Raw genomic sequence first — 15,201 nt, 5'->3', positions numbered from 1 at the left:
AATCATCGAAAGAACCGGCGCCGGCAGCGTAAAGACCATAGAGGTCGACAAACATCAAGGGATTATTGGCGACGTACGCATAAAGGTTCGGGCCTTCTCTGTCACCCAAAGGATCCTTGGTGATAAAGCGGCCGCTTTCAGGATCATAGTAGCGGCGGCCAAAAAAGATCAGGCCTGTTTCTCGATCAAGGCGCTTACTGGAAAAGCCCCAAGAGGATTTGTCGCCGGATTCTTCCAGGATATTGCCAAAGGCTCCGTAACGTGCGCTGTAGGCGATCTCCCTTGTGCTGGCATCTACCAAGCATGTAATGTTGCCAATATGATCATGGATTGGAACTAAGATTTTAGCCTCTCGTTCGATGGCAATCGCAGATCCGATCTCAGCGCCCAGCCCAAGGCCGCTCAAAATGCGTAATTCGTAAGCTCCATCCAACGATCCCAACTCGTTTTGACCCTGATACAAATAACGAGTCACCCCGCCCGCATGCAGTTTGTGCGTTCTTCGATGTTGTTCGTCGTAGCGATATGAGACAGTCTCAATGCCATCGGTGAACGACGTCATTCTTCCGGCGGCATCGTAACTGAAGCGATAGACAGCATCAGGCTTGATCAACTCGATCAGGTTACCATCCAGGTCATAGCGGTATGAACGGTCTTTTCTTTCGAGAATTTGATTGAGGTCATTGATGCTATTTATAGAGCCATCTTCTTCAACACGGTTATGGAGAGAATCAAAGACGTAACTTCTGCAGACGGCTCCCTTTTCCTCAATAAGCTGATCAAGCTCATCGTATAAGAACGACTCCTTAACGCTTCCGTATCGATCTTCAAATGTCCGATTCAAAAGATTCCCTGCTTCGTCATAAGCGGAGAGCTCTTCGCGATAGTGCGATGAGACAATAGAGCGGGTGCGCCCCATCAGGTCATAGGAGCAGGTGATCTCTCCCGCGTCAAGAGGTAGTCTGCAGGAAGTGAGCTTTCCCCGACCATCATACGAGTTTACTTCGAAGCGGTAGCTCTCCTCTCCTGAACTGCTAAAACGCCTGATGGCACGGATAAGCGTCCCTTCATAGCTATATTCCACGGAAGAGTTGTCCGGAAGGGTAAGGCAAACAACGCGCCCCGCACCATCGTAGGCATAACGGACAATACCGGAAGGCTGCTCCTCTGCCACCTGACGGTTTTGCAAATCAAATGTTTTATGCATCGTTGTTTGATATAGAGCATCAAAAACAGTGACGGGATTATCCATCGCATCATAACGGTAATGATAGTCAAATGTCTGATCGTCGGCAAACCAGCGGGAAAGCCGACCTAAAGTGTCGTACTCGTAGAGAATTTTCCTCCCGCTTGAGCGGGTAACTGCAACTTTTTGACCTTTCGAGTTGTAATCAATGCATATTATTTTTTCGTCGTTAGACCCTTGAGCCTCGATCAGATGCGTGAGCCGTCCACAAGAATCATATCCCCACGCAGTAGCGATCTTTTTCAAAGCTTTGCCCTGGAAAAAAACCGTCTCCTGCCGTTTTACCTTTTCGCCATAGCAGTTATAGAAAATCTCGGAGAGCTGAAGTGTCTCACCTAGAGAGTTTCTCTTTTCGATACGTTTTTCAAGACCTAACGGGTTTTTGTCGACAATCGTCAAAAGGCCCTTGGGGTCAATTGTGCTTACGCGGATTCCGCGCTCCCCTTTGTCATCCACATAGGAAAAATCATACTCTATGCGAGTGATGAAGCCTTCAGCGTTTGTCGTCTCGATCAGATCACCCCGGGAATTGTATTTATAGCATGTGACAGCCTCTCTGTCATCGACCCACACTCTCTCCCGAAGTTTCTTATCAAGAGCGTTATACTCCGTACAAATGCGGGATTGAACAACGCCGTCGAGCGTCTCCATCCTCTCTTCGATGACTCTGTCTTTAAGATCGTATACACACACCTTAACAATGGCCTCGCCTTCCTCTGTCCAGACGGTGGTTTTATAAGGGCGGGAAAGGTTGTCATAGGCATACTCTTCAATCGAGCTCCCTCGTTCTTTACGCACCAACCGGCCGGCGTAGTCATAGAAAAACCTAGTTTCACAACCATTAGGATCTGTTTCTTTTAGAAGATGAAAAGCATTGTATGTGTACGTATTTGCTTTTAAGAGCTCTCCCGCAGGCGAGTAGACACTTTTCTTTGTCGGTCTGCCCAAGTAATCGGATTCGATCACCGTTTTATTGCCGTAAATATCAACGCTCTCTCGTAAGGTTCCATCAAGGTCAAAGTAGGTTCTTTCTTCAGTGCCGTCGGCATTTTTTTTGTAATAAGGCTTGCCGCGCGCTGTGTATTTGCATTCGGTGACCCCTCCCTTGGCATCTATTTGGGTGATCGGATTGTCCATGACGTCATACATGGTCTTGGTTTGTACAACCGCTGTACCTGACTCAGTGAAAAATGAAGGAACTGTCGCAGCGATACAACGTCCCAGCTCGTCGTATTCGTACCGAGTGACATTGCCCGAAAAATCACTCTCTTCGATCCGCTCGCTTTTAAGGTTATAGCGATAATTCTTAGCCAAAACCACCCCTGCATCAGCTAAGATTTCCTCTTCCTTGATCAGTCGATTGCAAAAGTCGTAAGTATATCGTTTGCTATATCCTGGCAGAGGTCCGATCTCTTCCGTAAGATTTCCGTTGGCATCATATGAGCGCTCAACGACCTCACCCTCAGCATTCTTCTCAAAGACAACCTGACCAAACCCATTATATCGCCACTCTTTAGTTGACACATACGCATCTTGCGAATCGTATAGGTCTTCTTTAAGCAGCCGCCCCTGGTCTGAAAAGCTATTTTTGATTCGTTTAAGCTGACAGAGTTGACCTGTCTCTAAATCGAGCGAGCGGAAGACCACTTCTGCAGGAAGTCCGAATGGATAGGAATTTGTCAGGCGATATTCAACGACATGGCGTTCCGTCACACCGGTCAGGGAATCTGGATCTTCTGTCTCACCATCGTCTTGAATTTCGCCTGTTTTAAATCCGTTTTCATCATAAAAGAAGAACTCCCTCTTCCGGATTTTCTCGTGGTCGCTTTCAAAACGAGCAGAAACAAGATTGGTTCCCTCCAGGTAGCGATAGAGTATTTTTTTTCTGAAGTCAAACTCTTCGATCAGAAGATTCGAGCCATCCTGGCTATGAAACATCTGCTTGCTATAACACTCCGCTCCTTTCGCTAAGGTATCCGCTTTGGATCGGAAAAGACATTCTTTGACTCCTGTCAGCGTTCCGCTCAACGTTTCTTTTGAGATGTTGCCAAAGGAGTCGTATTCAAGGAAAGTTCCAACAACTCCACCAACTAGGTCACCAACAATTCTGCCGGCATAAAAGCCCTCGGGACAGCCGTGTTTTCCATCTCCCCACAGAAAAACTTCGGATCGGTAGATCGATGAATTTTTTACACCCTTGTAGGTATAGAAACTCTTGACGTTATTGAGGCGAGACTTCGAAAAGTGATAAATTTTTAACACTCCATGAGCGTCAAAAACATGCGCACTTCCCTCCAGCTGCCCTTCCTTACACTTAACATTATAGACGAAACTATACTCCTCCGCACTCTCCCCGTTGGGGGCCAAAGGCCTTAGTAACCTTTTCACCCTGCTGTAGCGATTGTCTCCACGATCCTTAAAATATACCTCGCGTCCATGAACGTAGCTTCTTCCTCTATCGTAATAATCAGCCTGGACAAAGCGGCCTTCCGGATAGCTTTTTTTAATAATGCGGGCAGCCTTTTTCTTATCGTACTCTGTCTCGTATCGTTCATAATCATAGCGTAGATTAGGAGCGTATTTACGTTTGACCTTATGAAGAAAAAGGCGTTCTTGTCCCAAGTGGCGAATTCTTTGAAAATCGTACCTCACAGGAGAGCCATACATAGCATCTACGTATATACTTTCCCGACCATTGACAAACCCAACCATGTTAATCCGCTGTCCGCTTGATCCATACAGATTAACTTTTCTCAATGTGATGTCATTGCCCTCATCGAAACAATACACCTCTACCGTGCGATTACGTTTGGTCTTCTTTGTTGGAATATAAGCGATCTCCAGATCGGTTGGAACGATACGGTTCGGATCCTCCAGTTGTTTTCGAACTGCCTTGAAATCGAGAACATCGTTGTTTGCAAGCCTCAGTGTTGCAGTTCTTGTATTAATCCACGCCTCGCTATTCTTCACGTTTGTCTGCCCGGATATGCCATCGCCCGTAAGATTGGTCAAGCCCTTCTTCCATAGCTTATCCTGAATGCGATACCCCCCGTTAGGATGAACGTGGCCGTGCAACCCCCTATATTTTAAGATGGCTCCCTTACCATCGGCGACAAGAAAGTAATTTTTTGCCAAAATTGCTTTATCGTGGTAGTTCCTTTCGGTCACCTTCCGCATATATTTTGCGGAATGGTTAAAGTTGATGTTCCATGAGGTCGATAACGTTCCATTTTCAAGCTGAGAACTCGAATATACCCGATCTAGGACAAAGGGCTCAGATTGCCCCCCGGGGGACACAAAATCCACTTCATGGTCAGTAAAATCCCCGGTAATGACGTTTACATGCCCTCCCACGGTGGCTGATGGAGCACCTCGAAAATTGGCAAGATCGAAGTGTTCTTTACTGTTTTCGGATGTGGCAAAAGATGGGATCAGAACTAGAAGCGCGGTGAAAAGGGCAATCATACGTCTCAACTTAAATTTAAAAATTTAGTTTTCGACAGTAATAAAGATTTAATTTTCAGTCAATTAATTTGCATCAAAATCAAAAAAAATAATCCGCTGTAGCTATGATGGGAACGTCATATCTGAAGAGGTTATGTGCCGACTAAGTATTTATTGCGGCTGCTTGTCAGACTGCAAGAATAAACGGATCGCCTCGACATCTTTTCGATGAACTCCGGGAGTTGCCAGAAGTTCTTCTGCCGCCGCTTCCCTGATTTTTTTCACACTTCCAAACTTACGGAGCAGAGCCCGCTTTTTCTTAGGGCCAATCCCCGCGATGGCGTCGAGCTCCGATTGCACCAAGGATTTAGACTTCCTCTGATGCATGAAAGAAAGAGCAAAGCGGTGCGCTTCGTCGCGGATTTTCTGGAGAAAAAATAAAATCTTGGAGTGCGTCTTAAGATAGAGCGGGTCTTTGATGTTGGGCAAAAAGACTTTTTCCGCCCGGATGCCCTTGTCATGCCGGCTCTCTTCTTTGGCAAGAGAGATGACATCGACAGTGATGATGTCCAGCTCCTTGAGCACCTTGAGGGCGACATTCAAATGGCCTTTACCCCCGTCAACCAATATCAGATCCGGCAGGTTATTCTCTTCTTTGGCTTTCTTAAAGCGCCTTGTCAGCACCTCATACATCGAAAGATAGTCATCCGGCTCTTCTGTGAGCTTGATCTTAAATTTTCGGTAGCGGGAGGTGTCTTTCTCCCCATCGGTAAAGGCGACAAGCGCCCCGACGATGGCACTGCCTTGGAAGTTGGAGATGTCAAAGCACTCTATTTTCTTAGGATAACTCTTCAGATGAAATGTCTCTTTGATTTCCATTAGAGCCCTCTCCGAGAGCTCTTTTTGGTCTTTAACCTGTCTGAACTTAGCTATGGCATTCTCGAGCGCTATATCGAGGATGGCCTTTTTGTCGCCTTTTTGAGGAAACAGCACCTCGCAGAGCCCTCCCTTTTTGGCAGCCAAAATCTCACTTAGTGCTGCGGCATCGGCCATCTCGACCGGCACCAAAACTTCCCGCGGCATCGCGTGCGGCTCCTCATAGGACTGCAAAAGAAACGAAGAGATCAGGTCAGCATCCTCTTCGGCAATTTTAGAAAAGGAGTGGGTCGCCGCCGAGACAAGCCTGCCTTGCCGGTAGATCATCCTGACCAAGATGCCCTCATCCCCTTCTCGATAGATGCCGACCGCGTCCATATCTTTGCCGTGGATCTTCTCGACCCTCTGCTGCTCCAGCGTCTTTTCGATGTGGTCTAAGATGTTTTTGACTGACTGCGCCTTTTCAAACTCCAGGGCATCCGACAGCCTCAGCATCTCCGCTTTCAGCTTTTGGATGATCTCCTTGTCGCTGCCTTTAAGGAACTGCACCACCTTCTGCACCAGATCGTCATATTCCTCTTTAGTGCACAGTCCGACACAGGGGGCGATACAGCGTCCCATCGCATGCAGGATGCAAGGCCTGGTCCTGGATGCCAATTCGCTGTCGGAACACTGCCGCAAAGGAAAGATCTTTTTGATCAAATCGAGCGTCATCCTGGCTGAGAAAGCACTGGGATAGGGGCCAAAATAGAGTCCGTCTTTTTTGTGCGATCCGCGGCTCCGCACCAGCTCCACAGAAGGCCACTCGTGCTTGATTTTGATCTTTAGCGCCGCAAAACTTTTGTCGTCCCTAAGAAGCACGTTATACTTCGGCTGGTACTGCTTGATTAGGGTATTTTCTAAAATCAGCGCCTCTTTTTCCGATGAAGTGATCATTGTGTCGATATGGCGCACCTTCAACGTGAGGAATGGAACCTGCGGCCGGCCATCTCTTCCCGGAATAAAGTACTGCTTAACCCTCTCTTTGAGATTTTTCGCCTTTCCGACATAGAGGACGACATCCTCTCCGGACTTCATGATGTAAACGCCCGTCTTCTCCGGCAGCCGCTCAAGCACCTTATCATCCACCATTAAACACTCCCTCTCATTCGGCCTTAGCGGCACTTCCCAGCTGATCGAGAAAAAATCGACTCAGCTTAGAGTCTTTCAACAGACTGAAATTGTATGATTTGTTCCCTGAATTTGGCTATAGGCTTCGCTCAAATTTTCAGCGTATTGGCTTAATATGCTCAATTAATTTCAAAACTTGTGCCGAAAGTATCAAAAAACTTGGGAACTTTAGGCCAAAGAATCTATCCAAATAAAATTTTCACTCATGTATAGATCTAGCCAAGGGTTGCAAAACCGCTTCAAATAATCGCTATTCTCTCTCAGCGTAAAAGTAATCAACGGCATCTACGGTTTAGCCATGCAAATGCCCTCTCCACCATCCAGCGTTTTCTGGACAGTCCGGCCAACGAGCAAACTTCCCGCATAGTCGGCGATTTTCTGCCTCGAATTTTTCAGTCATGATCAAATAATATCTGGATTATTGGGATAGGCTCATATCGCATCAAGAACTGGCCCGAGTATAACAAAGCCCTGATTAATCGGGGTGACATCATCTTTTGGGTAGAGACCAAAGCCCTGAAGAGTTGAAATTCGTCCCTTCACTCCTGCAGACCCGGCAGGCCAGAGGCACACTCCTCTGATGCCATTCTTCTAATGTTAGTGCTGCGAAAAACATTTCGTCTCTCTCTACGAAGTCTTGAAGGCTTTGTCACACCAGTGTTTTCCCTGATACAGATAACTCTAAAAATTCCCTGTTACACACAAGTTTAAGGGAGAGCCGAATCTCTCCACAAAAAAATCCCTAAAATTCCCCCTTCGAAGGGGGGGTAAAGGATCTTGTATTTGACTCCACAGGCCTAAAGGTCTTTGGCGAAACTGTATTGTTCTTCCTCCCTGGAATACCAGGTACAAGAAAGCGGAGGAAGGATGGGAGAGAAAGCGAGACGCGATTTTAGCCATGATAGAAGGACTGAGTGGAGGCGAAATTGGCCGACGGCTTTGGAAAAAATTGTCTTGCTATCATCGACGATCTCTAGGTGAAACAGCATTCTCCCGGATTAAGAGATTACTGGGAGGTAGCTTAAAGGCTAGGACAGGGGATTATCAGCACACAGAAGAATTACGCAAATGCCTGACTGTCAATAAAATGAATAAATTTTGAATGCCTAAAAGATTTTGGGAGATGGTTACCGCATAAGGCTTTACGGCAGCGCCAGGCTGACAATAAATTTTTAAAGATTTACATAAAAAAGCCCAAAAGAAATCATACTTAAATAATAATTTAAATTTTGTTATTATGTAGTTAGTTGCTGTTTGTTTTGTTTCTTAAAAATAATAACTATTTATGAGGACAATATGAATATCAATACAGCTTATGGTCTGATTCAAAGTTTCGCCAAGGAAATGGAGTTACCCAAAAATCGTGTCGCGCAAGATGCGAAGCCCTCCCTAGATAAAATTGCCTCTATTGTAAAAGGTTGCATGCAAACTCACGCCATTACCGCAGATCAGAAAGCGGAATTGGTCAACTGCTTGACGTCAATCACAAATCTCGGCGACGATCTTTCTTCCAATCAATTCATTGCTAAGACCTTAGCGAAAAAGGCGCAGAACGTGCTCAAGATAGCTCAAAGTCTGGACGCCTCCAAATTGGAGTCGCCGTTAGGCCTGAGCTCGAAAAACACGCCGCAACGTGCGGAGTCGAAGCAACAAACCAATATTTCGCCTCATGTCAGTGACAAAGCAAAGAGCCACTCTCATGGAGTATCCAAGGCATCCAGGAAGGTTTTTTCACGACGGGCTATCGTGAAACCTGAACCTGAAGTATCCCCCCCCGTCAGTGACAAAGCAAAGAGTCGCTCCTCTGTCGCTTCCAAAGAATCCAGCAAGGCCCCATCGAAACCTGAAGAGATATCAAGCCATCCGCGAGTCGAGGTCGTTAAACGGGAATCGGTCCAATCACTCGCTAAAAAAGGAGTCAAGGCCCTCTCTGGAAAAGGAGTCGGTCATCCTTCAGAGAAGCAGAAAGCTCTCACTAAAGCGCTGGCTGAACTTCTCGACACCCCGCGGTTCGAGAGGAAAATCGACGAGAAGCTGGCAAAGTCTCTTATTAAGTGGGCCTCCGATAACAAGGACGCAGCAGAGCCCAACGTCAAAGAATTGGCACGGGTACTTGACGAAATTCACCAAGAGGTCGAGCCGAACACATTGCGATCAATGCAAGAATTGAAAACCAACCTTAAAACAGCAATCGATGCGCTTAGGGATGTCGAAGCAGAAAGGGTGCGTGAGGCGCCTCCGGATCGACCTAAAAAAGCAGATGTAAATCCTCTGCTGGAAAAGTCTAAGTCCATTGAAGCCAAGCTCTCGAAAAATAAAAGTCGATTGCAGCTTAAGAAACTTAAAAAATCTGGCTCGTTTATTCAAAAAGAGCTTCATCGCCATGAAACTATAGGTGACACCACTGAAGGGGCGATCCAGTCTATCAAAGCTGTCACCGAAAAAGCTGAAGTTAAACAGGAAAAACTGAAAGCTGCCAAAGTAGAGGAGCAAGCCTCCTCCCCCACGAAAGCCACAAAAAAAACTCCCGACAAATATGTAAAAATAGAATTTACAGGAGACAAACAGACCCTGGACGAACAACTGGAAAACGAGGATGCGGCCGGGCAGCAACTCAAAATGGCAGGTCAACATAAGATGACACTTAGAAAAAAGTCAGGGGCGGAAAAAAAGTACACCCACAAACGGCTATTGGGAGAAGGAGGTTTCGGAGATGTGCATGAATTTATGTCGGCATCAGGAAGAAAATCCAAAGCAGTGAAGTTTCATCGCGCAGCTCTCCCAGGAATAGCAAGTCATAAAGCACAGCAATTGGCGGATCAATTTAAATCACCCTCCACGGGCGAAATCGTTAAGACCGTACCGGGTCTCAAAAAACCTCCTAAGATTATCGGTACGACCGCTACCGGGCTAGAGGTTGAGGTAAGCCGGGTATATGACCGCGGCGACCTGGATAAATTAAATAAGCCCATCGGATATGAAGAGGCTGTGACAGGAGTGATGGAATTAGCATTCGGATTAGCCCACTTGCATAGAGGAGATGCAAAAGCATCTGTTGTTCATACGGATATCAAACCGGGCAATGTCCTTGTCCAGGAACAGGACGGAAAGCTGCACTTCGTCCTTGCTGATTTAGATGGACTAGCAGAAAGCGAGATTGGACTTGGCTTAACGGGACGATCGCCCGCATTCATCCAAGGTGATGATCTCACCTGGCTGCTCAATTTAGACTTAAGAAATCATCCACCTGTGAAAAAGGTTTTAGAAAACCCTGCGGTTTTTGCCAAGAGCTTAGACACCAGAGCGTTGGGTGTTACTCTTAAAGTACTGATGACAGGCTTGCCCCTCGAAGAAGTAATTCAAGATCTTTATGAGGAGGGGGGAACTCAAATGATCAAGCCCGAGATGACATACGAAGATCTTCGGGATAGCATTAAGTCTAATACCACCCCTCAGCAAGAAGAGATGCTGAAGAAAATGTGTGCTGTGATAAACAAAATGACAGACGAAGATTGGACCAAACGCATCTCAATGGAAGACGCTCTCGATCGGCTGGCCAAGATAGGATTTCCAATGCCGGAATATCGCTAAAGCCAAGGCCGCACTGCATGCGCTTTGGTATCGAATAGGAGTGGGTCTAGATGTCGTGGGCAGTCTCAGGTAGATTTGCCCACACTCTCCTTTCCCTCTTTCCCACCCGTTTGCATTCAAAAAACAAATTGAAATAAAATTTCAAACACTTTATAATATTTAATATACAAAACTAACAAAGTAGTTATTTCATGAATCCAATTAGTTACTACACAAAAAACAATCTAAGCACAATACACTCTAGCGCAGGCAATCATAGTTCTTCCACTGCCGAAACCAGCGAAACGCGTAAACTTGTCACAGCATACGATGCGCATTGGGACGCAGAAGATAAACAGTATTTGGCTATTCCATTCAATTTGAATTCATTTGAAAAGAAATTGCAGCACTATACGCGAGCTTTCCCCTCTCCGGCAAAAAGGACAACCGATTATGGTTTCATTCAAAAGATCGATGTGGCAGCCGGCAGCACCCTATTTGTGCGCGCGGACTTGCATGGAGATCTGCGCAGCCTGCTGATGAATCTAAAGACACTCCAAGAGCAAGGAGTAGTCGATGAGAACTTTAAATGTCAGCCTGGAGTCCATCTCATTGGAGGCAGCCACAGCCTCGAAGTATTAGAGCTCCTCACAACGCTCCACCTGGATAACCCCGACCAGGTTACCTTGATTCGCGGTAACCATGAAAATTTGGAGATTAACGACAATCTCGTAGGATTTCATGATACCAATTTTCAACAACTGCTCTTTTGCCAATCAGCACGAGAGACCTTGGAAGATCTATATCACTCCTTGCCTCTAACGGTATACGTGGGACAGACTACATCTGAAGGAAAGTGTGAATATGTTCAATTTACGCATGGAATGTTTGAATTGTACATCGATCCATCTCCTCTCTTGGATTCGCCTGAGGCCACCACCCTGAATATCTTGAAATCTCCCAGCCTGAAGTATCGAATTAAGCTATTAGCCGCTCAGCACTCCTCCGATGATTATCCCGCTAAAATTGCCAACGAAAAAGACAAGACAGCACGCTATCAGCTCAAGCAACAGGCATCGGCACATAGGATTATGTGTTTGCATGAAAAGAGCCCCTATCACAAACGAGAGGGAAGGCAAACCTACAACAATAAGGAGCCTGGCCTCACTGCCTACAACTGGGGTGACATGGGTGAAGAATCGCAAATGGGCGAATTAGGCGCAAGAAAGTGGAGGCTCTCACCGGACGATGTCAAATGCTATTTGAACATCTCGTCAGACGAGAATAGAGTCAAATTCCTGTTCCGGGGGCATGAGCACTTTATGCAGCACCACTCTTACCTGGGAAAGACCGGCGCGAAAACCCTAGTCTCGACCATGCCGGTAGGAATGGAGGGTGCCTACAAAGATTACTTTGACCAACCCGATACAGCCTATATTTTAACAACCGCACCAAAGGTTTCGGAGTGGAAAAAACGCGCCTATGTGCGCTATGCCGGTGAAGACCGGGTAGAAATTAGCTCCTCCCACTCGCTTCGGGACTGCAAGATTTAGAAGATAAAGCAGAGAATTTTCTTTTTAGAGACTGGTAAAGGGCCATGCAATCACTGAAAGTGGCCCGATCTTTAAACGAGCGCTTCAGCGCCTCGGGGTATTCCATCTAAACCTGACTCTATTTCGGTGATTCCACTCCTGATTGGTAGGAATTGATTTTTGTAAGTTTCGGAGCGTTGGGCATCAATGTGAGGAGCGGGCAAATCTCGCAATCGAGGTAGGTCAACGAAGGCAAAGATGCAAGGGCTGGGCAATTATTGCATTCAAGGTACTTTAACTCATTCATTTGATGTGGCACTGACCTAAGATTTTTACAATTGAAGATTGTTAAAGTTTTCAATCTGGAGCACGCCTCCGGCAATGCGGTTATCTCATCAGAATCAATGATCAATACCGGGACAGGCCGCAAATAGTTTTTCTAGCATCTCATTTGTTAGATCTGCAAAGTCAGAGAAATTTGCCACTGCCAACTGTTTGTCGATGATGGCTTGAACTGCCTCTTCGGCGGGCCCCCCCCTGCCTCTTCGGCGGTTTGAAAGTTCTTGATGCAAATGGAGTCCTTTTCTCGATTCAGTACTGCATGCTGAGCTCTCCACATTTTTTTAATATGGCGGCAAAAACTACGAATTGATCACTGACCAAACTTACGTTTTCAAGCCCTTAGGTGCTTGATCAAGTGAGGGATCCCCAACTGCCACGCGATCGAATACCTGCATAATTCATATTTTACTTAACTAAAACCCCCATACACTCACCCCTTCCGAAGATGCAAAATTGACCAAGACGATGAAACAGAAGGATGCCCTCTCCTTGCCGGAGGACTATACCGAAATTGTCTCTAAATTTGTTCTGTCAAAATGAAGGCTTACTTGCCAAATTTTTAAATAGTGTCGGTATCAACGATCGATAGACCCCGATTTTCAAACCCACAAAAAAAAAGCGCCCGAACGGGCGCTTTGTCTAGTGACAGAATGATTCTAAGCGACTTAGGTTAAATCAGCTTTCGCTTCCGCTTCTTTTTGGAAACGAACGATTGATTCATAAACGTTACGGGGCATCGGTTCTGCTTTCAGTTCATCATTGATATACGTCTTGGCGTTGGATGCCAAAGCATCGATCCCGGCCTTGGCGACAGCATCGGCAGGGAAGTCGCCGATTTTTTTACCTGCAAGCGATTCTGATACTTTGCCAAAGAGGAAAGCCGAGCCAATCGAAACGGCGATGTAGCCAATGATACTCATCACCTGCTTGAAAATGCCCGAAGAGAAGAGCTCATGAGCGACGCTCGTCACCTTCTCGTCTTTAGGGTTGACTGTCGTCTCCGGCTTAACAGGGGTAGTTTCTGTGTAGACAGCTTTAGGGGTATAATCGGTATTAACAGACATGTTGATTCTCCTTACTATCTTGGTATACAAACCAATTAAATTAACAATATTAGTAAACAACAAACAATTACAGCGTTGTCTATTTTAATTAATTAACAAATTTTATAGCTACTAAATAACAAACTTTACAAACCAACACGCTTTTCAATCTTAGCCCATGAGCTATGGGCTCGTGGCTTCGTGCAACACATTAAAAGTAGCTCATTTTTTTGACAAAGCGCGCCGGAAGCGCAGTTATAGGTGTTTTCACCCAGAATGGATTCAGATGTTGCAGGGAAAAATGAGGAGGGTGCTGGGCATGCTTTAAGTGCCCTGAACAGGACTTAATCGGACAATTACAACCTACCGGGCAACACTCGTCTCGGTCGGTAAAGTTCTGTCCAACACCTTGTCTGAGGCCCTCTTTTAGAGAGCCCAAACATCTGAACTTCTACCGAAAGTGTCTCAAAAGTTAGTTATTGCCCGATTAAGTCCCGACTACCCCAATTACAGCTGAGCCTCGGCATGCAGCCGCGCAAATTCTTCTCTGACAGAGGTCGGGAGCAGTTCAAATTTTCTCTCCTTTTGAATGGCGGATGAGGAGTAATGCTGATACTCCGCAGCCCCTTCGAAAATGAAACGGGAATACGAATCTGTATGAATTTCCTCTATAGCGGGGCTTTCGTTAGCTCTTGTAATGATTGCGGCGTGCTGAATACACCCCTCCTTGCCACCCCAATTCTGCATCGATTCACAGAGATCTGTTCCACATAAAAAGACGATACGTCGATCTGTCAGTTCTTGCACCAATGCAGCATAGGATTCGGGATGATCAGATTCCCCATCCTCTTGGTCATCCCAGTAAATGACTCTCACCCCATTAAACTTATCGACAGACTCCTTGATTGCCTCTCGTAAAAATTTAACTCGGGTATCTCTCTCCAACCAGACTTTTAAAGGCAGTTTGATTTCTCTAGTCTGGTTTTCCCTCCTAATTTTAATATTTTCACTTTTTACCTTATGGGCAAGATAAGACTCGTATGAGAGGGATACATAAACGTTTTCCACCTCAATGTGTTGCTTTTTCAAGCCCTCGATGGCAACAGCGATCATGCCCATATGCCCTTTGTGGACAGGATTGCCCGCAATTGAAGTGTAAAGATCAGCTTTCACCGCTCTGCACTCCGGTATCTCGTGATTGAAGATCCCATAAGATTTGGCATTACCGGCATCAAGTGAGGAACCTAGAGTCATATTAAACCTTTCGCTTAAAATTAATAATCAACTTTTACCGAAAATCTTAACACATATACTAAAAAATTTAAATAGATATTGAAAATAACACTCATCAAATAACAAAACATTAAATCTTAAAAGCAAGTTTACTAAAGACCAGATCACCTTTGCTCTCAAGCAAACTAAAGGCGGTGCCTCTAGTGGAGAGATTACCTGGAGAATAGGGGTTAAAGGATGGGAATGCACCGTTGAAAAGGCCGGTTGTCGATCTAGCATGGGAGAGACAATGCTTCAGGACGCTACTGCAAAAAAACGATAAGGCCTGCCGCAACAGAGGACGACATTCAACCGCCCCATGGTTGCCTATCAGGTGAAGGAGAGCGGAGTGCCGGTACCAATCCTAAGCGCGAGGTCAGGTTATGATGATATGGGTACACATGCTCTCATCGCCTGGTGAAGAGGGAAGGCCAGAGAGTGGATTTTAGCACGGGCGAGCCCTTTGCCGGGCAGCGAATCGGGATCTTAGAGACTCCTACTAAAACTCTGGGCAGTGTGCTTTTCCGCTGAATTGCCCTACTTAAGCCATGACTATCCCATGTATTGCCCGATCATCCTGTCGAGACCCTCTTCATTATTATTCAGCAACAAATCCAAATCTTGCATGCTGAATAATCAGAATCGCGGTTTTCATCAAGAAATCTCTTTAATTTCCCGCTTGATATGCGATTCAATATCAAAAACG

The 15,201-nt window shown here is 45.9% G+C and carries 6 protein-coding genes and 1 pseudogene; 3 read left to right on the top strand and 4 right to left on the bottom strand.

Features of this window, described 5'->3' with window-relative positions; genetic code table 11:
* Together ELAC_RS02790 and uvrC are read right to left on the bottom strand one after the other, a co-directional pair.
* On the bottom strand, nucleotides 1-4,711 hold a 4,711-nt coding region (locus ELAC_RS02790), incomplete at its 3' end, for an RHS repeat-associated core domain-containing protein (protein WP_143406419.1).
* Nucleotides 4,712-4,861: 150 nt separating this feature from the next.
* Nucleotides 4,862-6,697 (bottom strand): excinuclease ABC subunit UvrC, encoded by a 1,836-nt coding sequence (gene uvrC / locus ELAC_RS02785; RefSeq protein WP_098037764.1) that lies wholly within the window; start codon nucleotides 6,695-6,697, stop codon nucleotides 4,862-4,864.
* A gap of 600 nt (nucleotides 6,698-7,297) precedes the next feature.
* On the opposite strand from uvrC, the pseudogene ELAC_RS12035 reads away from it, so the two are divergent.
* From ELAC_RS12035 to ELAC_RS02765, 3 genes and pseudogenes are all read left to right on the top strand, one after another.
* Nucleotides 7,298-7,447: pseudogene (locus ELAC_RS12035) on the top strand (transposase); the annotation flags it as partial.
* Nucleotides 7,448-8,032: 585 nt separating this feature from the next.
* Entirely contained in the window at nucleotides 8,033-10,327 is a 2,295-nt protein-coding gene (locus ELAC_RS02770; protein WP_098037761.1) for a serine/threonine-protein kinase, read from the top strand.
* A gap of 191 nt (nucleotides 10,328-10,518) precedes the next feature.
* Nucleotides 10,519-11,859, top strand: a complete 1,341-nt coding sequence (locus ELAC_RS02765; protein ID WP_098037760.1) for a metallophosphoesterase — start codon at nucleotides 10,519-10,521, stop codon at nucleotides 11,857-11,859.
* Nucleotides 11,860-12,845: 986 nt separating this feature from the next.
* On the opposite strand, the gene ELAC_RS02760 is transcribed toward ELAC_RS02765, so the two are convergent.
* On the bottom strand, nucleotides 12,846-13,244 hold the full coding sequence (locus tag ELAC_RS02760; RefSeq protein ID WP_098037759.1) for a hypothetical protein: 399 nt from the start codon (nucleotides 13,242-13,244) through the stop codon (nucleotides 12,846-12,848).
* A gap of 486 nt (nucleotides 13,245-13,730) precedes the next feature.
* Nucleotides 13,731-14,477, bottom strand: coding sequence for a nucleotidyl transferase family protein (locus tag ELAC_RS02755; protein ID WP_098037758.1), 747 nt, complete (start codon nucleotides 14,475-14,477; stop codon nucleotides 13,731-13,733).
* Nucleotides 14,478-15,201: the final 724 nt, after the last annotated feature.

Source organism: Estrella lausannensis, from assembly GCF_900000175.1.
GTDB classification, from domain to species: Bacteria; Chlamydiota; Chlamydiia; order Chlamydiales; family Criblamydiaceae; genus Estrella; species Estrella lausannensis.
This window is presented reverse-complemented; position numbering and strand designations above follow the sequence as displayed.

Excerpts from the sequence above, each read along its gene's own strand:
- ELAC_RS02755 (WP_098037758.1), bottom strand. The coding sequence starts at position 14,477 with ATGACTCTAGGTTCCTCACTTGATGCCGGTAATGCCAAATCTTATGGG.
- uvrC (WP_098037764.1), bottom strand. The coding sequence starts at position 6,697 with ATGGTGGATGATAAGGTGCTTGAGCGGCTGCCGGAGAAGACGGGCGTT.
- ELAC_RS02765 (WP_098037760.1), top strand. The coding sequence starts at position 10,519 with ATGAATCCAATTAGTTACTACACAAAAAACAATCTAAGCACAATACAC.
- ELAC_RS02760 (WP_098037759.1), bottom strand. The coding sequence starts at position 13,244 with ATGTCTGTTAATACCGATTATACCCCTAAAGCTGTCTACACAGAAACT.
- ELAC_RS02770 (WP_098037761.1), top strand. The coding sequence starts at position 8,033 with ATGAATATCAATACAGCTTATGGTCTGATTCAAAGTTTCGCCAAGGAA.